The following is a 22,057-nucleotide window of genomic DNA, read 5'->3' as shown; positions in this document are numbered from 1 at the left end:
ACTATTCAATTTTTTTTAAAAAATTAACCTAAGAATGGATATCTATAGTTTGTTGGAGAAACAAATGTTTCTTTAATTAAACGAGGGGATACCCAACGTAATAAGTTTTGTGCAGAACCTGCTTTATCATTAGTTCCAGAAGCTCTTGCACCACCAAATGGTTGTTGCCCTACTACAGCTCCTGTAGGTTTGTCATTAACGTAGAAGTTTCCAGCACAATTTTCTAATGCTTTAGTAGCTTGTGCAATAGCGTATCTATCTGTAGAGAATACAGCACCTGTTAGCGCATATTCAGATGTATTGTCTACTAATGCTAATGTTTCTTCCCAAGCTTCATCTTCATAAACATATATGGTAACTACAGGACCAAATAATTCAGTTTCCATAGTAGTATACTTAGGATCTGTAGTTAATAAAACTGTAGGTTCTATAAAGTATCCTTTAGATTTGTCATAACCACCACCGGCAACGATCTCTACATTATCATCTTCTTTAGCTTGATCTATGTATTTAGCTAATTTGTCAAAAGAACCTTCATGGATAACAGCAGTAATAAAGTTACTCATATCTTCTGGAGATCCCATTTTGAAAGAAGCAACATCTTCTTTTACAAAATTAATAGTTTCTTCAGCAATAGATTTTGGTAAGTAAACTCTTGAGGCAGCAGAACATTTTTGTCCTTGGAATTCAAAAGCACCTCGAGAAATACCAGTAGCTACTTGTTTAGGATTAGCTGATGGGTGAGCAACGATAAAGTCTTTTCCTCCAGTTTCACCAACAATTCTTGGGTATGTTTTATAGCTGTGAATATTTTGTCCTATTTGCTTCCATAATTCTTTGAAAACATAAGTAGAACCAGTGAAATGTAATCCAGCAAAATCAGGAGAAGCTAATACTACATCCGTAATTTCAACAGGGTCTCCATAAACAACATTAATTACTCCATTAGGTACTCCTGCTTCTTTAAATACTTCCATAATTACATTTGCAGAAAATACTTGGCTGTCAGATGGTTTCCAAACTACTGTATTTCCCATCATTGCTGCAGAAGCTGGTAAATTTGCGGCAATTGCAGTAAAGTTGAAAGGTGTAATTGCATATACAAAACCTTCTAAAGGTCTATACTCAACGCGGTTCCAAATTCCGTCGTCAGAGTTTGGTTGCTCAGTATAAATATCAGACATGTACTCTACGTTAAAACGTAAAAAGTCAATTAACTCACATGCAGCATCAATTTCTGCTTGATGTACAGTCTTAGATTGTGCAATCATTGTTGCAGCATTAATCTTAGCTCTATATGGTCCAGCAATTAATTCAGCAGCGCGTAAAAAGATAGCAGCTCTTTGCTCCCAAGGTAATTGAGCCCATTCTGTACGAGCTGTTAAGGCAGCGTCAATAGCCTGTTGTGCATTTGTTTTATCTCCAACATGATATTGTCCTACTACATGTTGATGATCATGTGGAGGAGTCATGTTTTTAGTTGTTCCAGTTCTTACTTCTTCACTACCAATATACATTGGTACATCCATTGAACCGTTAAAATATGTTTTATATTGTTCAGCAACAGCTGCTCTTTCTGCAGATCCTGGAGCGTAGCTCTTTACAGGTTCGTTAACTGCAACCGGTACATTGAAAAATCCTTTTCCCATGGTTGTGTATTGATTTAAGATGTGATAATTTTGGTTTCGCAAATGTACAATTTTTAAGGTGTTTTTTTACGGTTTTGTAAATGCTTACCCTGTGTTAAATTTTGTATAAGAACTTTATAAGAAAATTATATGTGTACTGTAACCTATCTTCCTTTAGGAAATAATGATTTTATTTTAACCTCAAACAGAGATGAAAACCCAAAAAGAAAAACTATTGCACCGACTAGTTATATTGAAGATGGTGTGACTTTAACTTACCCTAAAGATGTATTAGCGGGTGGAACTTGGATAGGAGTTAGTGAAAAAGATCGATTAATTTGTTTATTGAACGGGGGTTTTGAAAATCATATAAGAAAAGAAAGTTATAGGGCAAGTAGAGGAGTAATTGTAAAGGAGTTGCTAAAAGTTGAAGATGTTGTTGTCGCAATTCAAGAATTAAATTTAGCAGATATTGAACCGTTTACGATTGTGCTGGTAGATTGGAGTAAAGAGTTACAAGCATATGAATTGGTGTGGACAGGCGAGGAGAAATCATTTAAGAAGTTGGCCAATGAACCTCACATTTGGTCGAGTTCCACGTTATACACTGAAGAGATGAAAGTATTAAGAAGGGAATGGTTTGCTGCATGGTTAGAGAAAAATAAACTGTATACACAAGAAAGAATTTTAAAGTTTCATCAAGATGAAAACAAAGGAAATGTTGAAATTTCACCAAAAATGAAACGAAAAAGAGTGGAAACAATCAGTACTACGGTTGTTCAAAAAATGAATACTGACGTTTCTGTTTCTTACGTAGATTATGTCGAAATGCTTCAGGATTAGTAAAAGGCAAAACTTACCATTGAAAACGCAGAAAATATTACAGCAAATAGTAAAAAGAACAAAGTGTTTACGATAATAAATTTAATAAATGTTTTAAACCATTTTTGCTTATAAAAATTAAGCATAGCGATGTATAGGTAAACTAAAAACGAAATAGAAAATATAGTTAAAATATCCGTTGTTTCAATAGTGAAAAAGAAACTGGTTAATACCAGTAAGGTTAAAATAATAAAAGCAACGGTTTGTGTATGAAATGAAAAGATTAAATGTTCAATATAATTAAACTTTCTTCTTACATAAATCAGTTTAAGAAAAATGGCAAAAACGGGTAAAAGAGTTAGGAATATAAACGATAAATAAGAAATAAAATGCTTGCTAAACTTTTCTGCTTCATCATCATCGCTAATCAATTTGTTTATAGTTCTACTCTTAGAATACCAAAAAAGATTACTAAATGTTTTTTCTACTTTTAAGCTGTCTAATGCTTCATCTACAGTAAGATGAGGGTTCTTTTTTTGAAATTGTATAAATTGTACAATATTGTCATTATTGCCAAATGATATTTTTAAATTTTCAACTTGTTCCTTCAAAACTTTGGTGGAATCTATTTTAGCGTTGTTGATTGAATCATTAGCTGTAGTAAAACTGTCTATGCCTTTGTAAATATTTTTTTGGAGTGATTCTTTTCGTGTTCTAGCTTCTTTTCTTTCTAAAGAAGCTTTGGCATCAGTTGCTGTTAGTTTTTTATAATCAGTGTAAGTTTGTTTGGCTCCAGCCAGTAAAAAAAAGATAATTGATGAAGTTAGATAAAATCGAAAAGGGTTAGTGTAACGAACTCTTTTTCCTTCAATATAATCTTTCGATACTTTTCCAGGTCTTGTCAATAGAGGAAATAATGTTCTCCAAAACTTAGCATCCCAAGAGAAAAATCCAGCAAATACTTCTCTAATAAAATTACCTATAGAAATTCTATGATCTTTATTTTTTTGTCCGCAGTTTGGGCAATACGTTTCATGACCAGAAAAAGGAAATCCGCAGTTCAAACAATTTAAACTCTTAAATTGTTGAGGTTTATTTTTTTTCGCCATTTAATTAAGCGTAGGTGTAGTGATTAGTTGAAAAGTTGGTATGTCTACTAAGAATTCTTCTTGAGTATTGGTGTTAATCATTTTGTATTTGCCTGTCATAGCTCCAATGGGTGATAATAAAAAACAATTAGACCTGTAATTGTATTCTCCATTAGGTTTTATAATTGGTGTTTGTCCAACAACTCCTTCTCCTTCTACAAATTCATCTTCATTTAAAGCATCAAGTATAGTCCAAAATCGCTCTAATAGTTGAACTGTATCTTTTGAATTGTTTTTTATACTTACAAAATAACTAAAGGCGTAATGCTGTAAGTAGCCTCTATATATAGTGCCATTGTAAGTAGTTTTAACAGAAATTTTTATTCCTTTAGTAATTTGTTGAAACATACACTAAAGTATAACTTTTTATTTAAAATTACAATTCATTAACCAGTTTAACGATTTTGATCGAAGTATCCGTAACCTACGCCAATTACTCTATCAAACAGTCCTCCAAAGGGTTTGTAGTAGATAATTGCTGTATATTCATTTTCAGTTTCAAAAAAAGAACCATTAATTTCATTACGATCAATTTTCTCATCTTGGTCTACTGTTACATAGGTATAATTGTAGAACCCTTGCTTTAATAAAATATCGGCTTGGTAGATGTTTTCTTCACTATTAAAAGACATTTTATTCTCTTCGGTGAGTTGAAAATCATTGAAAGCCCCATACACATATACATCTTTACCTTCATAAGATTGAAATACGTCTAATGAAAAATGAATCATAGCATAGTCCGCCTCAGAGTTTTCATCATTAGCATCTAAGGTTCTGATGATAAATTGTCCATTAATGTCAGGATTATAAGCGTATGGTTTGGTTCTTCGTTCAATGTCTGTGTACAGATAATTATGAAATATATCTTTTCGCTCAGTTTTAGCAATATTTAGACTAGTACTTCTAACTCGTTTATTATCGAATCCTAAAAATTCGTTTCCACCAGGGAAATTAGTTTTTAATGTATGATTATAAATCAGTTGGTCATTTCTTACAAAGAGTGGTTGTATGTCAGAAATGGCAGTATTCCAATTGTTATTTTGGAATAATTGAACTTTTATTTCTTGAAAAGGATTGTTGATGTGTAACCCTTTATGGTTTACTAAAAACTGTACGGTTTGTTCAGTATTATTTAGCTTGGTTTCTCGACTTCTTAATACATTAACTCCTACAGTAGTCAGGTTTTCATAAAATACGCATCTTCTAGTGAAAATTATTTCATCATCTTCATTAATCACTGAAATTAAATAATTTCCACTTTGCGTGATTCTAGTATTTTGATTCGGTATTTGAACGCGATAGTGTGTGTAGCCTTGAAGCGTATTGAAAGAGTTGGTGACATCAATAATATAATTCTGATCAAAACCATCTATATATTGATTTGATTGAAGGTTGCTAGACTTCCAATCATAAGTCATATGTTCAATTTTATAGAGATATTCCTTATTATCACCATCTAAATCATCAAAAGAAAGTTGTAGAACGGTTCCCAAAGGAACAATAGATACAAATGATTCAATCCCAACAGGTCTGAGTTGAACAGATTTTATGTCTTGACTGTTTGTTAGTACAGAAAAGAATAAAACATAAATAGATAAAATTTTTTGCATTAATCTCATTTCAAGTGTTCTCTAAGTTTTTTGATTTGTGTTAGAAGAAAACGACAATTATTCAATTGCTATTGTACAAATATGATATGTTTTTTGTTAAGAAAATAATTTATCAAGAATAATTCCAAATTATTTATAATTTATTTAGATTAATTAAAAATTAGAATGTATTTTTGGCCCCCGAAATGAAATATGACTAAATGAAGTATTGGTTTTTTATTGTAAGTTTTTTTATTTTTTTTAACATTTCATCACAAGTAAATGTTGGCTTTAAATTACAAGATTCATTACATAATCCTATTAGTGATGCTTATGTGTCTTTTAATAATAAAGGAAAGTCCACAAACCAAAGAGGAGAGGTCTTTTTTTTAGTCAAAAAAGGAAATTATAAGCTTTCCATTAAGCATTTAGTGTACCAAGATTTTGATATAGTAGTAAGCGTAACACAAGATACTATTTATCCAGTTTTTCTTCAAGATAAGAAGGAGTTGTTACAGGAGATAGTAGTAACAGCTAAAGAATCAAATAATATTACTGCGACTTCTGAAATTGATAGAAGGGCTATGTCACATTTACAGCCATCAAGTTTTTCAGACCTAATGAGTTTATTGCCTGGAAACAGTGTTAGCTCCCCTGTATTAAATTCTGCAAATAATCTTTTGATTAGAGAAACGGGAATTATAGATGCAAACAATGATTATGCAACATCGTCGTTAGGAGTTTCTTTTTTAATAGATGGAGCACCGATAAATAGCAATGCAAACTTGCAGCAAACTATTGCGTCAAACTTTCAAATTAACCCACTGTCTTTTGGAGGAGTAGATCAAAGAAGAAGAACGGTTAGGAGTGGTGTTGATATGCGTGCTATTGCTACAGATGCAATTGAAAAGATAGAAGTAGTAAGAGGAATAGCTTCGGCTAAGTATGGCGATTTGAGTAGTGGATTAATTAAGATAAAACGTAAACAAGGAGAGACGAGATGGGATTCTAGAGTGAAATCTGATGGTTTTAGTAAGTTATTTCATGTTGGTAAAGGTTTCTTTTTCGATAAATCTAATTTGAGTTTAAATTTTGATGTAAATTATCTAGATGCAAAATCTGATCCTAGGAATCAGTTGGAAAATTATGAGAGAATTACTACATCGATTAGGCTTCAAAAAATATTTGAGTCCTCTAATCCAATAACATGGAGCTTAAACGCAGATTATACCAGTACTTTAGATGGGGAAGAGACAGATCCAGATATCGGAATTGAGAATTTAGATAGATATAAGTCTACATACAAAAGTATTCGAATTGCAAACGAACTCAATATTAATTTCTCAGAAAGTTTACTGAGAAACTTAAATTTTAAAGTAAGTGTCAACAGTTCAAATGATAGAATTGAGCAAACTAGGTGGCAACAAATCACAAGAGCGACTTCTTTACCTATCAGTAGGGAGGAAGGAGAGAGCTATGGGGTCTTTTTAGAGCCTAGCTATCTTTCTGAATTAATTATTGATGGAAAGCCTTTGGATATTTTTTCAGATTTCTCAAGTGCTTTTGCATTTAAAGTATTTAATATAGAACATGAGTTAACAGTTGGAGGGAATTATTCGTATGCTAAAAATAATGGTTTAGGTCAGTTATATGATCCCAGAAGACCTCCAGTGGCAAGTGTTGATACACGCCCAAGAGCATTTAAGGAAATTCCTGCCTTACAAAATGTAGCATTTTATTTGGAAGATATAATGAAATGGAGTCTTAACAAAACAAACTTCACGTTTAGGGCAGGGTTAAGAGGAAATGCAATTGTAGGCTTGAATGATAGATACATTATAAATGGAAAACTCTTCTTAAATCCAAGATTGAATGTGAAAGTAGATTTACCTAGAATCACTTTCAAAAACGAAAAATCATTAAATTTAAATATAACAGCAGGATATGGTAAGCAAAGTAAACTACCAACACAAAATATGCTATTTCCACAAGATCAATATGTGGATTTTGAACAGCTAAATTATTTTCATCCTAACAAAGATTTTAGGCGTGTTCACTACCAAACCTATATTTTACCAAGGGTAAATTATGATATTCAACCTGCGCTAAATCTTAAAAAAGAAATTCGATTAGGGGTAAATTACGATTACCATTCATTGTTTGTTACTTATTTTGACGAAAGCATGAATTCTGGCTTCAGGAGTATTCGTAATAGTAATAGCTTGTTCTATAAAGAATACGATACCTCAGACTTAGATCCTAATATGATTACAGAAGCCCCAGCTGTGGAAAATTTACCTTTTCAGCAAGTAGAGGCACAAGTTCTAACTACTAAAGAGAGTAACGGTAGTGCTATTGATAAAAAAGGAATAGAATTTCAATATACAGGAAAGCGATTAGAAATTATTAATACGCGTTTTACTGTAAGTGGAGCTTGGTTACAAACAAAATACTATAACTCGTTACCATTTTTAAGTTTTGCTGAGAATAGATTTGTAAATGGAGTTTTCCATTCAAATATTGGGGTGTATAAAAACAATGATAGTTTCTTAAAAGAATCATTACAAACAAGTTTTACCGCGGATACCTACTTTCAAAAATTGAGATTAACTACTTCTTTACGGACAGACATAGGTTGGTATGGTTCAACAAAAGGATTACCCAGAAGTACTGTGCCATTTCAATATATAAATGAGCAAGGGAAAACATTGCCTTATACTGCAATGGAGGCAAATGATCCTGTTTTACAGTCACTAATAAGAACTCCAGATGGTATAACGGAAAGAGAAATCCTTTTGTCTTTACAAATGCATCTGAAAATATCCAAAAAGTTTTACAAATACGTCACAATTTCTATGTATGTAAATAACCTATTTAATTATTTCGAGGTTGAAGATATAGGAGATCAATTGGTTGCAAGAAGGAGTTTTGTAGAACCTTACTTTGGAATGGAAATGAATATCAAATTTTAAATATATAAACAATAATCATGAAGTATATTAAGCATTTTTTACTATTAGTGTTAACAGCGGTAGTTTTTACTGCTTGTAGCGAAGATCCAATAGTTGTGGTTAAAACAACAAATGCAACTATTAATTTATTAGATCCTTCTGAATCGGTTAAAATTACTGAATTTTCAAATGTAACCATAACGCTTACAGAGTTAAATACACAGGAAAAAGTAGTAGAAAAAATAGTAGGTAAAACTATTGAGTTAGAATTAAATCAAGGTAGTTATGAGATTGCTGTAAATGGTATGATAAAGTATGATTTAAATGGTGAATCTCAAGAGGGAAGTATAGGAGCTTTTATTAGTGAGTTGAATTTTGTTAGTGATATTCAAGCAGCAGATGTGCAGCTATCATTAAAATCATTTAGTAAAGATTTTGTGATCGAAGAAATTTTCTTCACAGGTTCTTTAACTCCAGATGGGAGTACATACGGTGGAGATAAATATTTTAAAATACATAATAATACGGATAGTGTATTATATGCAGATGGTTTACTTTTAGTTCAATCTAGATTTTTAACTACCGATAGACAAGATTATACACCTAATGTAATGCCAGAAGCATTTACAATAAAATCTATGATTCAATTGCCAGGCTCTGGTACAGAATATCCAGTAGAAGCAGGGAAATCTTTAATAATTGCGTTGGATGGTATTAATCATGTAGAGAATAATTCGAATTCTATTGACTTAAGTAGTGCTGATTTTGAAATTTTTTATACTACACTAGGAGATGTAGATAGCCCAGCTGTTCCAAATGCAATTAATGTTTTAGATAATATTATTCCTCACAGTAGAGGTTTTGATAGCTATGCAATAGCTAGATTTCCTGATGGAGTTACTTCTGCTAATTATATTACAGATTATAAGTATGACTACGAATGGTTATTTGTTTTTGGAACAATTAGTATACCGCAAGATGAGACAGATTATAAATTGCCAAATGAGTGGATTTTAGATGCAGTTAATTTAAGTGTAGAGTCTGAATTTCAGTGGGTGATTACTGATGCTTCTTTAGATAGTGGTTACACCTATTGTGGTAAAGTAGATAGAGACGATACACGTTTTGGAAAGTCTGTTAGAAGAAAAGTGCTTCAAGAAGCTAATGGTGTTCGTTTACTGCAAGATACTAATAATTCTGCTGTAGATTTTACACCAGAAGCAAGTCTTTCTTTAAAGTAATTAGAGTTAAGAATTAGCTGTTTTAAAATGATTCAGAATATACAGAAAAATATACTTCTAGTTTTTATATTGTCTTATAATTTCATGACTTATGGGCAAGATAATAATTGGACATTTGATAGGTTGAAGCAAGAGTATCAGGTAAATCGTTTTTACAAAGATATATTCAAAAATCCAGCATTAATGCTAGGGAACGGAAAGTATAATGTTTCTGAATTTAAAGCTATATATTCAAGTATTGATGAAGAAGCTAATCGTATTCAAAAACCAAATAAACAAAATGGTTTACGTTTATTAGCTTCTTCATTTTACCCTACAGATAGTACAACTACTTTGTGGGGGAAAGCGGGTTATGTTAACTCGAATCAAAAAAATATAGTATGGAATGAGTCTATAGATTATGATGTAATTTATCCATATTTTACTGCAGATTCTGTAGGAGGAAATCTTAAAAATGAATCTTACAATTTTTTAGGAGGTTATGCTAAATCGTTTACAAAAGTAGATTTTGGAGCTCAAATGAGTTATAATGCTACATTGGCTAGTAGGTCTAGAGATCCAAGAGTAAGGAATATAAGCTCAAATCTCGAATTAAAACTGGGTATGAATCTTAAAGGTTTTTTAGGGAGTAGTTTGGGAATTTATGGAGGATATCAAAAATATACACAATCCAATAATATTAGTTTTTTTAGTAGAATAAGTACTCCAGCTGTGTATCACCTTAATGGTTTAGGCTATTTTAATAATTTACTTAGAGGAACAAACTTAAGATCTTTTTATGAAGGTTCAGGGTATGGTGTTGGTCTTGTGTCTGCGCCTACTAAGAGTAGAGATATGTGGTTGACAGTTGATTTTGATCAACTTACTATAGCAAAATTTTTAGTGGAAACATTAAGTACTCAAGTCTCGAATTTGAAGAATCAAAATCTCAATGTAAATCTAACTAAGCTTTTTTATACTGATAAAAATGTATATGGTGTAAAATTGAATTACATACATAATACAAGAAAAGGAATTGAGTCTGTGATTTCGGCTAGGAGTGGTGCGGGGTTATCGGTGATTGCTCAAAATGAAAATTATAACTTAAGGAATACTGTTTTTGGAATAAGCGGTGTTTTTTACAGAGATAATAAAACTAATTTATTTAGCATTTCACCTTATGCGAAATACCAGAAGTATAGAGAAGATTATCTTTTGATTAGAAGCTTTCAGTATTTCGATTATTTAGATAAAGGAGTAGAGTTACGTTATGTCAAGAGTATAGATAACTCAAGCGCTTTCATTTGTGGAGTAAATTTTAATTACAGAACAGTATTAAGTGAAGAAGCTTTACTTAGAAATGATAGTGAAGAATCATTGTCAAATATGCTATTGCTAAATAATAGATTACTAGCGTCTAATTTTTTTGAAACTAAAATAGAATTAGAGGTGAATAAAAAAATCAAAGAGAACTTAAACTTTTTTATTGGTTTAGATGCAAATCTAATTACTATTAATGAAAACGTTAATAACTCAATAGTATTAACTACTGGAGTTCGATTTTAAATAATTGCCAATTAAGAATGAATCGTTTTACACTTTTTACTCTCCTATTATCCATCTGTTTTTCATGCAAAAATTCTAGTGCTAATCCTGATGGTTTAAATGAAGGTTATGCTATTGTTACCTCATATAAAAGGCCTATAGAAGAATGGCCATCTCCAACTATTGATAAAGGAGTAGAATGGGAAGAGATGAAGCCGTTACGGTTAAATAAAACATTGTTTGAAGATATGAAAAAGGCAGATGTCATATTAGGGAAAACTCTTTTTTTTGATCCTAGATTGTCATCTTCAAATCAGATTTCTTGTAGTTCATGTCATCATCCAGAAATGGGTTGGACTACGCATACAGAAAAATCCATAGGTCACAATAGAGCATTAAGCAAACGAAATGCGCCAAGTCTATTTAATGTGTTTTCAAAGAATAACCTTTTTTGGGATGGAAGGTCATTAGATTTAGAGGACCAAGCTTTGCAGCCAATTAAAGCACATGATGAGATGAATATGGATCCTAAAAAGTTGCCCAGTAAAATTTATAAAATTAAAGGGTATCGTCAGTTGTTTCAAGATGCATTTAATAGCGATGAAATTAGTGTTAAAAAAATAGTAAAAGCTTTAGCTGCTTTTCAGAGAACTATCAAAAGTCAATCCAGTAGAGTAGATGGATTTATGAGAGGGCGTTATGATGTGCTCAATGATAATGAAATCAAAGGTTTGCATTTGTTTAGAACAAAAGCAAGATGTATGAACTGTCATAATGGAGAATATTTGACAGATCAAAATTTTCATAATATTGGTTTAACTTATTACAAAAGAGAAGAAGAGGATCTAGGTTTGTATAATATTACTAAGAAAGCAAAAGATGTAGGGAAGTTTTCGACACCTTCTTTAAGAGATTTATTAAATACAAGACCTTGGATGCATAATGGGTTGTTTCATGATCTTATAGGTATTGTGAATATTTATAATAGTGGAATGCAAATGGTAAATCCAAGAAGTGAAGGTCAGTATAAGGATTCATTACACCCTGTAACAGATTCGTTAATACAGCCTTTGGGGTTAACTGAAAAAGAAATAGAAGATCTAGCTGCTTTTTTGAAAGCACTAAACGGGACCAAATATAAAATGCCGATTCCTAAAATACCAGAGTAAACTCAAATACAGTTATTTTGCATTCAAAGCTCAAATTAATTTAGAATAAATATAAATAAGAGTCTGATTGTAAGATATCATTACAATTCACTACTTGGTCGATTTTAAAATAATTAAATTTGCGTGTTTTTTAAGAAAATCAAATACATTAGTTACTATGTCAAAAGACATCCGTATAAAAAAAGGGCTTGATATCAAGCTCGTTGGCGAGGCAAAAGAGGTAACTACCGAACTTCCTTTAGGTAGTGTTTTTGCAGTAAAGCCAGATGATTTTCACGGCGTTATCCCTAAAATTTTAGCAAAAGAAGGTACAGAAGTAAAAGCAGGTCAAGCACTTTTTTATAACAAAAGTGATGAGCGTATTTTGTTTCCAAGTCCTGTAAGTGGTAAAGTAACAGAGATTGTTCGTGGAGCTCGTAGAAAAGTTTTAGAAATAAAAATTACAACTAACGGAACCCAAGAATACAAAGAGTTTGAAAAGGTAGATGTTAGTAAAATGTCAGGTGAAGAAGTGAAGAATCACTTATTTGCTACGGGATGTTGGCCATTCATAAAACAACGTCCGTATGATGTTGTGGCTAACCCAAACCAAGCTCCAAAAGCAATTTTTGTTTCAGGTTATAACAGTGCGCCTTTAGCAGCAGATTATGATTATGTTTTAGCTGGAAAAGAAGCTGAATTACAAGAAGCATTAACTGCTTTAACTAAATTAACAGAAGGTAAAGTGCATGTTTCAGTTGGTTCTTCTAAATCGCCATTAGCTAACGCTAAAGGAGTTGAAGCACACAATGTACAAGGACCTCACCCAGTAGGGAATGTAAGTACTCAAATTGCTCAAGTAAATCCTATAAACAAAGGAGAAGTTGTGTGGGTAGTTACTCCACAAGATTTAGTAGTTATTGGAGAGTTGTTATTGACAGGTAAGTTGAATGTTACTAGAACAGTTGCTTTAACAGGATCTAAAATCAATGAACCACAATACGTAAATGTTATTGCTGGAGCGCAAATTTCAGATGTTGTAAAAGGAAACTTGAACACTGACAATACTAGAGTAATCAGTGGTAATGTTTTATCTGGAGAGCAAGTTGAAGAAAGCGGATTTTTAGGATTCTATGACAATCAAGTTACAGCAATTCCTGAAGGAGATGATTATGAACTATTTGGATGGAATAAGCCTGTTTTCAATAAAATATCTACTTCTAGAGCGTTAACTTTTTCATGGTTAAATCCAAAGAAAAAATACGATTTAAATACAAATACTAACGGGGAACATAGAGCATTTGTTGTTACAGGTTCTTACGAAGAGGTATTTCCATTAGATATTTATCCAATGCAACTTTTAAAAGCTTGTATGTATAAAGATTTAGATGAAATGGAAGGTTTAGGAGCTTATGAAGTAGCACCAGAAGATTTTGCATTAACAGAATTTATTTGTGTATCAAAACAACCACATCAAAAAATTATCCGTGAAGGATTGGATTTGATGATGAAAGAACTAGGATAAAATTATGGGCTTAAAACAAAATTTACATAATTTAAAAGAAAAGTATAAAGGAAAAAAAATAGCTCCATTATTTAATGGTTTCCATACTTTCTTATATCTGCCAAATGAGACAACTCATGGAGGAACTCACATAAAGGCAGCAGATGATTTAAAGCGTACAATGAATACAGTAATCATGGCCTTAGTTCCATGTTTATTATTTGGTATGTTTAATGCAGGTTATCAACATCATTTAGCTACTGGTGAAGTTGAAAGAATTACAGGTTTTTTTAGTGGTAACTTCTGGAACTTATCTAACCTTTGGATAGGGGCAATTAAAGTATTGCCATTAGTTATTGTATCATATGTAGTTGGTCTAGCTATAGAATTTGTGTTCTGTATTATCAAAGGGCATGAAATAGAAGAAGGATACTTAGTAACAGGAATGTTAGTTCCGTTAATTGTACCTGTAGATTTACCACTTTGGATGCTTGCAGTAGCAGTTGCATTTGGAGTTGTTATTGGTAAAGAAGTGTTTGGTGGTACTGGAATGAATATTTTAAATCCAGCATTAACTATTCGTGCATTCTTATTCTTCGCATATCCAACTTGGATGTCTGGAGATAAAGTATGGGTACACGACGCAGTAAATAGAGCAGGAACAGCTGATGCAATTTCTGGAGAAACTATCTTAGGTAGTTATGCACAAAATCAAGAAGTAGCATATACAATGTTCGAAAAGTTTTTCGGATTTATTCCAGGTTCTGTAGGTGAAACTTCTGCATTTTTAATTTTATTAGGAGCAGCATTTTTAATCTTTACTAAAATTGGTAGCTGGAGAATTATTGTTTCAACATTCTTTGGAGCTGCAGTTATGGGATTAATCTTTAATGCGGTTGCAAGTAATGGAATTATAACAGATACAAGTAAGTTTTATGGATTAATGAGTGCTCCTTGGTATGATCATTTAATTATTGGAGGTTTAGCATTTGGAGCTGTATATATGGCTACTGATCCAGTAACCGCTTCACAAACGAATAAAGGTAAAATTATTTATGGTTTCTTAATTGGATTCATTTCAATTATGATTCGTGTATTTAACCCAGCATATCCTGAAGGAGTATTCTTAGCTATTCTGTTAATGAATGTGTTTGCTCCAACTATTGATCATTACGTAGTGCAAGGTAATGTGAAAAAGAGATTAAAACGTTTACAAGCTAAAACTGCCTAATTATGAGTAATAAGACAGATAGTAATTTATATACAATACTATTCGCCATAGGTATGGTGTTAGTGGTAGGAGCGTTGTTAGCTTTTACAGCGTCATCTTTACGTCCAATGATCGATGCAAATAAAAAGATCGAGAAGCAACAAAACATTTTGTATGCTATGGGGGTAAACGAAAATGATGAAACTAGTGTAACTTTTATTTCTACAGATAAGGTAGAAGGAGAGTTTGGAAAATATATTAAGAAGCAATTAGTAATTGAAGGAGATAAAGTTTCTGAAGATGCTAAAGCTTATTTAATTGATGTTAAAAAACAACAAGCATTAGCAAAAGAAGGAAAAACTAGAAAGTTACCTTTGTTTGTAGGTGAAAAAGAAGGAAAAGCATTCTACATCGCTCCAATTAGAGGAAAAGGTCTTTGGGATGCGATTTGGGGATATATTGCTATGGATAAAAACATGGTAGTTCAAGGTGTGTTTTTCGATCACAAAGGAGAAACACCAGGTTTAGGAGCTAACATTAAGCAACGTTTTTTCATGGATGATTTTACTGGAGAAGACTTAATGAGCAACGGTCAATTTAAAGGAATAGCTGTTTCTAAGTCTAATGCAGATCCTAAGAATGAAGATAAAACAGATAATGAGGTAGATGCAATTGCTGGGGCTACAATCACAGGAGATGGAGTTTCTGCAATGATCAAATCTGAATTGAAATTGTACGTACCTTACTTTAAAACATTAAAATAATATGGGACTTTTATCAAAAAAAGACGCAAAATTAATCACGGATCCATTAGCGGATAACAATCCAATTACGATCCAAGTATTAGGTATTTGTTCTGCATTAGCAATTACTGCAGAATTAAAAGCTTCAATAGTAATGTCTATTTCTGTATTATTTGTATTAGGAGTAGGTAACGTAGTTATTTCTTTAATGAGAAATATTATTCCTTCTAAAATTAGAATTATAGTACAGTTAATTGTAGTTGCTGCATTAGTAATTATAGTAGATCAGGTACTAAAAGCTTTTGCTTATGAACTGAGTAAAACACTATCAGTATTTGTTGGATTAATTATTACCAACTGTATTATCATGGGACGTTTTGAAGCTTTTGCTTTAGGAAATGGACCTTGGAGATCATTTTTAGATGGTATTGGTAACGCATTAGGATATGCAGTAATCTTAATTATTGTAGGATTCTTTAGAGAGTTATTAGGTTCTGGAACTTTATTAGGATTCAAAGTTTTAGGAGACCCAATTGAAAAAACAGGATTATATGCTATAGGATACGAGAATAATGGTTTTATGTTATTATCACCAATGGCATTAATTGTAGTTGGAATCATTATTTGGGTTCAACGTAGTAGAAATACAGCACTAATAGAAGATTAATCTAACACGTAATAAAAGAAAAGAATTATGTTAGAATACGTAGAATTATTTTTTAAGTCGATATTCATAGATAATATGGTATTTGCTACATTCTTAGGAATGTGTTCTTACCTAGCTGTGTCTAAAAAAGTATCAACAGCAGTAGGTTTAGGAGCTGCAGTTATTTTCGTTTTAGCAGTAACTGTTCCTGTAAACTGGTTGTTAGATCAATATTTATTACAACCAGGAGCATTATCTTGGTTAGGTGCTGAGTATGCAGATTACGATTTAAGTTTCTTATCATTTATCATGTTTATTGCTACAATTGCAACCATGGTACAATTAGTAGAAATTATCGTAGAGAAATTTGCACCAGCATTATATAACTCATTAGGTATTTTCTTACCATTAATTGCAGTAAACTGTGCAATTTTAGGAGGTTCGTTATTCATGCAGTCTCGTGAAATTCCAACTTTAGGTTTATCTTTAGTATACGGTATTGGTTCAGGAATTGGTTGGTTTTTAGCGATCTTAGCTATTGCTGCTATCCGTGAAAAAATTAGATACTCTCAAGTACCAGGTCCATTAAGAGGATTAGGAATTACTTTTATCATTACAGGTTTAATGGCAATTGGTTTTATGAGTTTTGGAGGTATGTTAACTGGTGGTGACGATGCTGCTGAAAAGAAAGAAACTCCAAAAGCTGAAGTTCCTGTTGAAAAGAAAATGGAATTGACAAAGGAAGATACTGAGAATAATAAAAGTATAGCAACTAACACTAAAAAAATTATAGAATAATGATGTTTTTAGAAGCAAGTACAGGAGGAACAGTAACTATAACAGTGTTAGCTTTTTTAACAGTTACGTTGTTATTAGTTGCATTATTATTATTTGTAAAACAAAAGCTTGCTCCATCTGGGCCAGTTAAAATTACAATTAACGGAGAAAAAACAATTGAAGTACCCTCTGGAGGAACTTTATTATCTACGTTAGGTAATGAGAAAATATTTTTACCATCTGCATGTGGTGGAGGTGGATCATGTGTTCAATGTGAATGTCATGTGAATTCTGGTGGTGGTGAAGCTTTACCAACAGAAACACCTCACTTTACTCGTAAAGAGTTACAACATGGTATTCGTTTGGCATGTCAGGTAAAAGTAAAACAAGATATGGATATTTCTATTCCAGAAGAGATTTTTGGAATTAAGAAATGGGAAGCTGTTGTTGTAAGAAATTATAACGTAGCAACTTTTATTAAAGAATTTGTAGTTGAAATTCCAGAAGATATGGACTACAAAGCAGGTGGATATATTCAGATAGAAATACCACAATGTGAAATAAAGTATGCTGATATGGATATCACTGCTCACCCAGATGATCATCCAGGAGAGCCAGAGAAATTTAAAGCAGATTGGGATAAATTTGGATTATGGCCGTTGGTAATGAAAAATGATGATATAGTTGAAAGAGCTTATTCTATGGCTTCTTATCCAGCTGAAGGAAGAGAAATTATGCTAAATGTACGTATTGCAACTCCGCCATGGGATAGAGCTAAAAATGCATGGATGGATGTAAATCCTGGTGTAGCATCATCGTATATTTTTAACCAAAAACCAGGTGATAAAGTAACTATTTCAGGACCTTATGGAGAATTCTTTATTAATGAGTCTGATGCTGAAATGTTATACGTAGGTGGTGGAGCAGGTATGGCACCAATGCGTTCACATATTTATCATTTATTTAGAACGTTAAAAACTGGAAGAAAAGTAACATATTGGTATGGAGGTCGTTCTAAAGCTGAATTATTCTATATTCACTACTTTAGAGCGTTAGAAAAAGATTTTCCAAACTTCAAATTCTATTTAGCCTTATCAGAGCCATTAGAACAAGATAACTGGAAAGTTAAAAAAGATATTAACGATGAATCAGGAGATGGTTTTGTTGGTTTTATTCACCAAGTTGTAATAGACCAATATTTATCTAAACATGAAAGTCCTGAAGATTTAGAACTATATTTCTGTGGTCCACCATTAATGAACAAAGCAGTACAAAAAATGGGTGAAGATTTTGGTCTTGATGACGAAAATATCCGTTTTGATGACTTTGGAGGATAATAGTAAAATATATATCATAAAAAAAACCAGCATTCGTGCTGGTTTTTTTTTATATTTAATAAATGATTTTGAAGGGATCTATATTGCTATTACTTTTATTTACTTCTATTCTATCTAATGGTCAGATATTGGATAGTACCGGTTTTGTGATAAAAAAACAAGTAGATACCATTGTAAATTATCATGATAAAATTAAATCTATACTCAATACCGCTGATAGTTTGTCTGAAAAAGATAATGCACAAGCTGAAAAGTATTACAGTTATGCAGATGATATTTTAGATGAAGATGACTTGATGAATAAAGCACATATTCTTAAACAATTAAGTTTTATTTATAGAGATAGAGGAGAGTTTAAAAAAAGTATGCAATATGGAATAGATTCTAAGAATATATATTATGATCTTTCTGATACTTTGCAGATGGCTGATGCTAATATTCAAATAGGAATATTACAGAAATCTTTAGGAGAGTATAGAACTTCAATAAATTCTTTTAAAGAAGCTATTCGTTTAGCAGCATTTAAAAACGACAGTATTATAATTGGAAGAGCCTATAATATGTCTGGAGGGGCATACAGAGGCTTAAAAAAGATTGATTCATCCTTTATATGTTATAACAAAGCACTTACAATTTTTACAAATCAAAATGACGAAGGGAGGTTAAATGAGGTAAATAGTAACATGGCTATTTTGTATGGGATGCGAAAAGAGTATGATAAAGCATTAAAAATTCACCTTAAAAGCTTATCCTATTTAAAAAAAACAAATGCGAAATCTAATTTGGTTGTAGCCTATTCTATTGTAGCTACCGAATATGTAATGCTTAAAGATTATGATAAAGCATTAAAGTATAATGATTCTGGAATTGCTTTAGCTAAAAAAGAAAACTTCAAACAGAAATTAGTTGGAGGCTATAGAAGAAAAAGTTTCATTTTTAAAAAGAAAAATGATTTTAAGAAAGCATATGAAAATTATGTATTATATAAAAAGTATTCTGACTCCATATACTCAATAAAAAAGAGAAAGGAAATTAAACAGTTAGAATTACAAAACGAATTTGCTATTCAAAAAAAAGAATTAGAAACTATTGCTAAAAGAAAAGAGCTTAAACTAAGAATGTATGTAATACTTATATTACTCATTTTATTTTTTACACTTATAATAGGTTTTTTAGTTTGGAGAGATTATAAAATAAGAGCAAAAAGAATTAAAGATAAATTTGAAAAAGAAAAACTCAAAAAAGAAGTCTTAGCACAAAAAATTAAAGTTTCAGAATCTGAATTGAAAAGTTTAATAGCAGATAATACAATGCGATTAGAGTTTATTAAACAATTATCCAAACAAATTAAAGAAGATAAAGACCAAGCGAATTCTGATAGCGTGAAATCTTATGCTCATAGTTTATTATTGAAATTACAAAATCAAATCAGTACAGAAAATAAATTATCATCTCTACAGGATAAAATTAACGAAGTAAATCAAGGATTTGATCAAGTAATTATCGAAAATTTTCCAGATTTAACAAAAACAGAACGAGAAATCTGCTCTTTTTTACGGTTAAATTTATCAATTAAAGAGATTGCTTCGGTTAGAAATGCTAGTGTAGACTCAATTAAAACATTACGGTATAGAATTCGAAAAAAAATGGAAATACCTAAGAATCAGGAGTTAGAGCATTTTATTCAAAGTTTGTAACCAATTTGTCACTTTTTGTCACCGCGTGTTTTTTTGATTTTCTAGTACTTCTTATATATTTGATACTGAAAAAAGTAAGAAAGCTAGGAGGGGGGAATTTCCTAGCTTTGATAATCCCTAATTAAGTTATCAATTTTAGTAGAAAAAACCAGCAATACCATTGCTGGTTTTTTTATTTTAGTTAGATGATTAAACAGTACCTTCTTGTAATACTATTTCTTTTGAATTGTAGCATTGAACTATGTGCGCAGTTAAATGATTCTATCAATTTTCAGATCAAAAAAAAATTAGACTCAATAACTAACTATAATGATAAGTTGAGCTTTTTGCTTGAAAGAGGAGACTATTTTTTAGAAAGAGAATTGGATAAATCAAAGTTATATTTTGAAAATGCTAAGAGTTTAGTTTTAGCAGAAGATTTAAGAAATCAAGCCAAAATCTTAAGGTATTTAGGTAGTGTCTCTTATCGTAAAGGAGATTATACTGAAAGTTTGAGGTTTTATATGGATTCTAAAGTAGTTTATCGAAAACTTAAAGATACTTTAGCAGTAGCAGATCTTTTTTTGAAAGAGGGGAGAGTGTATAAGTTTTTAAATGAGAATGTTAAAGCGATAGAGAATTACAGAAAATCTGTAAACTTAGCAATCAAAAAGAATGACTCTTTATTGATAGGTAGATGTTATACAAGTATGGGAGGCTCTTTTAGAAGGTTAAAAAAACTTGATTCTTCACTTTTTTATTATGATAAGGCGCTAGTAATTTTTCAAAAAACTAAAAATGAATTAAGATTAAGTAATGTAAATAATGATATGGCTATTCTTTATGCTTTTCAAAATAGATATGATAAATCATTAAAAGTACATCTTAGCAATATTAACTTTATAAAAAAGAACCATAGTAAAAGGAATGTAGGTATAACTTATTTTAATATAGCATACTCTTATTTTCAGTTGAAAGATTATAAAAAGTCTCTTTTATATTTAGATTCGTCAGAAACTATTGCAAATCAAGAAGGTTTTAAACATAGGTTGTCCAAAGTTGCTGATATTAAAAGTAGGGTGTACTACAAGTTAAATGAATATGAAGAAGCGTATGAAAGTCATGTATTATTTAAAAAATATTCTGATTCTATTTTTAATGTAAGAAAACAAAAACAAATTAAAGAACTCGAATTAAAAAGAGATTTTGAACTTAAAAAGAAAGAATTAGAAATAGAAGCAAACAAAAAAGAGCTTAAGTTAAAATCTTATATATTAACTACTTTTCTAATACTTTTCTTTGTTGTTGTTATAGGTTATTTGTTATGGAGAGATTATAAAGCAAGAGACAAGCGTATTCGAGATAGGCTTGAAAAGGAGAAACTTAAAAAAGAAATACTGGCTCAAAAAGTAAAAGTTTCAGAGTCAGAATTAAAAGGGTTAATTGCAGATAATTCTATGCGATTAGAATTTATAAAAACATTAAGTGATCAAATTAAGAGAGATAAGGACCAAGCTGAAGTTAAAAGTGTGAAAATGTATGCCAATAGTTTATTGATGAAACTTCAACAACAGGTTGTAACAGAAAATAGACTGTCTTTGTTACAAGATAAGGTAAGTAAAGTTAATATGGAATTTGATCAGAATATTATTAAGAAATTTCCAGATTTAACAAAAACTGAACGAGAAATATGTTTGTTATTACGCTTAAATTTATCAATAAAAGAAATAGCATCAATCAGAAATTCTAGTACAGATTCTATAAAAGCTGTTAGATATAGAATCAGAAAAAAAATAGGAGTACCAAAAAACGAGGAATTAGAAAAATACATTCAAATGCTTTAAAAAAATATGAGATCGATTATCTGTATAAATGAAGTATGATATCGTATGATTTTGTCATAAAAAACCAGTGAAATGGGTTTTTGTCACTTTTTGTTACCGTTTTTTTTCTTTTGATTTTTAAAAGGTTATATAGATTTGCAATGTGATTTTTGAATTAAATATTAATCCCTGAAATTGTAATTCCGCAGTTATATCAATCCCTTAATTTAAGCTAATTCATTATCATCATTAAGCTATTAGTCAGTGTTTAAACACTGGCTTTTTTTATT

17 protein-coding genes are annotated in these 22,057 nt (G+C 31.1%); 13 read left to right on the top strand and 4 right to left on the bottom strand.

The genetic code is table 11. The annotated features are described in order from the left end of the window. Positions 1 to 23: 23 nt before the first annotated feature. Positions 24 to 1,649 (bottom strand): L-glutamate gamma-semialdehyde dehydrogenase, encoded by a 1,626-nt coding sequence (pruA, locus tag BVC87_RS20940; protein WP_075344360.1) that lies wholly within the window; start codon positions 1,647 to 1,649, stop codon positions 24 to 26. Positions 1,650 to 1,778: 129 nt separating this feature from the next. Between pruA and BVC87_RS20935 the strand changes: the two genes are divergently transcribed. Continuing rightward, complete coding sequence (locus BVC87_RS20935; RefSeq protein ID WP_075344359.1) at positions 1,779 to 2,471, top strand: NRDE family protein; 693 nt, start codon at positions 1,779 to 1,781, stop codon at positions 2,469 to 2,471. Here BVC87_RS20935 and BVC87_RS20930 read toward each other — a convergent pair. From BVC87_RS20930 to BVC87_RS20920, 3 genes are read right to left on the bottom strand one after another with little or no spacing between them, the layout of a single operon-like run. Then, positions 2,468 to 3,559, bottom strand: coding sequence for a DUF3667 domain-containing protein (locus tag BVC87_RS20930; RefSeq protein WP_075344358.1), 1,092 nt, complete (start codon positions 3,557 to 3,559; stop codon positions 2,468 to 2,470). The two genes, BVC87_RS20935 and BVC87_RS20930, sit on opposite strands and share 4 nt — an antisense overlap. Further along, positions 3,560 to 3,946, bottom strand: coding sequence for a Co2+/Mg2+ efflux protein ApaG (gene apaG / locus BVC87_RS20925; protein ID WP_075344357.1), 387 nt, complete (start codon positions 3,944 to 3,946; stop codon positions 3,560 to 3,562). A 47-nt stretch (positions 3,947 to 3,993) separates the two neighbouring features. Further along, complete coding sequence (locus BVC87_RS20920) at positions 3,994 to 5,208, bottom strand: type IX secretion system plug protein (RefSeq protein WP_075344356.1); 1,215 nt, start codon at positions 5,206 to 5,208, stop codon at positions 3,994 to 3,996. 200 nt (positions 5,209 to 5,408) lie between these two features. On the opposite strand from BVC87_RS20920, the gene BVC87_RS20915 reads away from it, so the two are divergent. The 12 genes from BVC87_RS20915 to BVC87_RS20860 all read left to right on the top strand — a co-directional run bounded on the left by BVC87_RS20915 (position 5,409) and on the right by BVC87_RS20860 (position 21,788). Further along, positions 5,409 to 8,159 carry a TonB-dependent receptor plug domain-containing protein gene (locus BVC87_RS20915; protein ID WP_075344355.1) on the top strand — a complete coding sequence of 917 codons (2,751 nt, stop codon included), beginning with the start codon at positions 5,409 to 5,411 and terminating at the stop codon, positions 8,157 to 8,159. A 17-nt stretch (positions 8,160 to 8,176) separates the two neighbouring features. Then, entirely contained in the window at positions 8,177 to 9,379 is a 1,203-nt protein-coding gene (locus BVC87_RS20910; protein WP_075344354.1) for a DUF4876 domain-containing protein, read from the top strand. Positions 9,380 to 9,406: 27 nt separating this feature from the next. After that, positions 9,407 to 10,924 (top strand): DUF6850 family outer membrane beta-barrel protein, encoded by a 1,518-nt coding sequence (locus BVC87_RS20905; RefSeq protein WP_143569866.1) that lies wholly within the window; start codon positions 9,407 to 9,409, stop codon positions 10,922 to 10,924. A 17-nt stretch (positions 10,925 to 10,941) separates the two neighbouring features. After that, positions 10,942 to 12,072 (top strand): cytochrome-c peroxidase, encoded by a 1,131-nt coding sequence (locus BVC87_RS20900; RefSeq protein ID WP_075344352.1) that lies wholly within the window; start codon positions 10,942 to 10,944, stop codon positions 12,070 to 12,072. Positions 12,073 to 12,229: 157 nt separating this feature from the next. Next, entirely contained in the window at positions 12,230 to 13,576 is a 1,347-nt protein-coding gene (locus BVC87_RS20895; RefSeq protein WP_075344351.1) for a Na(+)-translocating NADH-quinone reductase subunit A, read from the top strand. 4 nt (positions 13,577 to 13,580) lie between these two features. After that, positions 13,581 to 14,786 (top strand): NADH:ubiquinone reductase (Na(+)-transporting) subunit B, encoded by a 1,206-nt coding sequence (locus tag BVC87_RS20890; RefSeq protein WP_075344350.1) that lies wholly within the window; start codon positions 13,581 to 13,583, stop codon positions 14,784 to 14,786. 2 nt (positions 14,787 to 14,788) lie between these two features. Beyond that, entirely contained in the window at positions 14,789 to 15,529 is a 741-nt protein-coding gene (locus tag BVC87_RS20885) for a Na(+)-translocating NADH-quinone reductase subunit C (RefSeq protein ID WP_075344349.1), read from the top strand. A 1-nt stretch (position 15,530) separates the two neighbouring features. Beyond that, on the top strand, positions 15,531 to 16,175 hold the full coding sequence (locus BVC87_RS20880; RefSeq protein WP_075344348.1) for an NADH:ubiquinone reductase (Na(+)-transporting) subunit D: 645 nt from the start codon (positions 15,531 to 15,533) through the stop codon (positions 16,173 to 16,175). A gap of 27 nt (positions 16,176 to 16,202) precedes the next feature. Further along, positions 16,203 to 16,952 carry an NADH:ubiquinone reductase (Na(+)-transporting) subunit E gene (gene nqrE, locus BVC87_RS20875; protein WP_075344347.1) on the top strand — a complete coding sequence of 250 codons (750 nt, stop codon included), beginning with the start codon at positions 16,203 to 16,205 and terminating at the stop codon, positions 16,950 to 16,952. A 2-nt stretch (positions 16,953 to 16,954) separates the two neighbouring features. After that, entirely contained in the window at positions 16,955 to 18,268 is a 1,314-nt protein-coding gene (gene nqrF, locus BVC87_RS20870) for an NADH:ubiquinone reductase (Na(+)-transporting) subunit F (protein WP_075344370.1), read from the top strand. 68 nt (positions 18,269 to 18,336) lie between these two features. After that, positions 18,337 to 19,965: a tetratricopeptide repeat protein gene (locus BVC87_RS20865; protein ID WP_143569865.1), complete on the top strand. Its 1,629-nt coding sequence runs from the start codon at positions 18,337 to 18,339 to the stop codon at positions 19,963 to 19,965. Positions 19,966 to 20,282: 317 nt separating this feature from the next. Beyond that, the gene (locus tag BVC87_RS20860; RefSeq protein ID WP_159439399.1) at positions 20,283 to 21,788 is read left to right on the top strand and encodes a tetratricopeptide repeat protein; all 1,506 of its coding nucleotides are present in this window, start codon (positions 20,283 to 20,285) and stop codon (positions 21,786 to 21,788) included. Positions 21,789 to 22,057: the final 269 nt, after the last annotated feature.

Origin of the sequence: Tenacibaculum agarivorans (genome assembly GCF_001936575.1) — a bacterium.
Taxonomy (GTDB): domain Bacteria; phylum Bacteroidota; class Bacteroidia; order Flavobacteriales; family Flavobacteriaceae; genus Polaribacter; species Polaribacter agarivorans.
The sequence above is the reverse complement of the archived record's forward strand: the minus strand, read 5'-3'. Positions and strand labels throughout refer to the sequence as shown.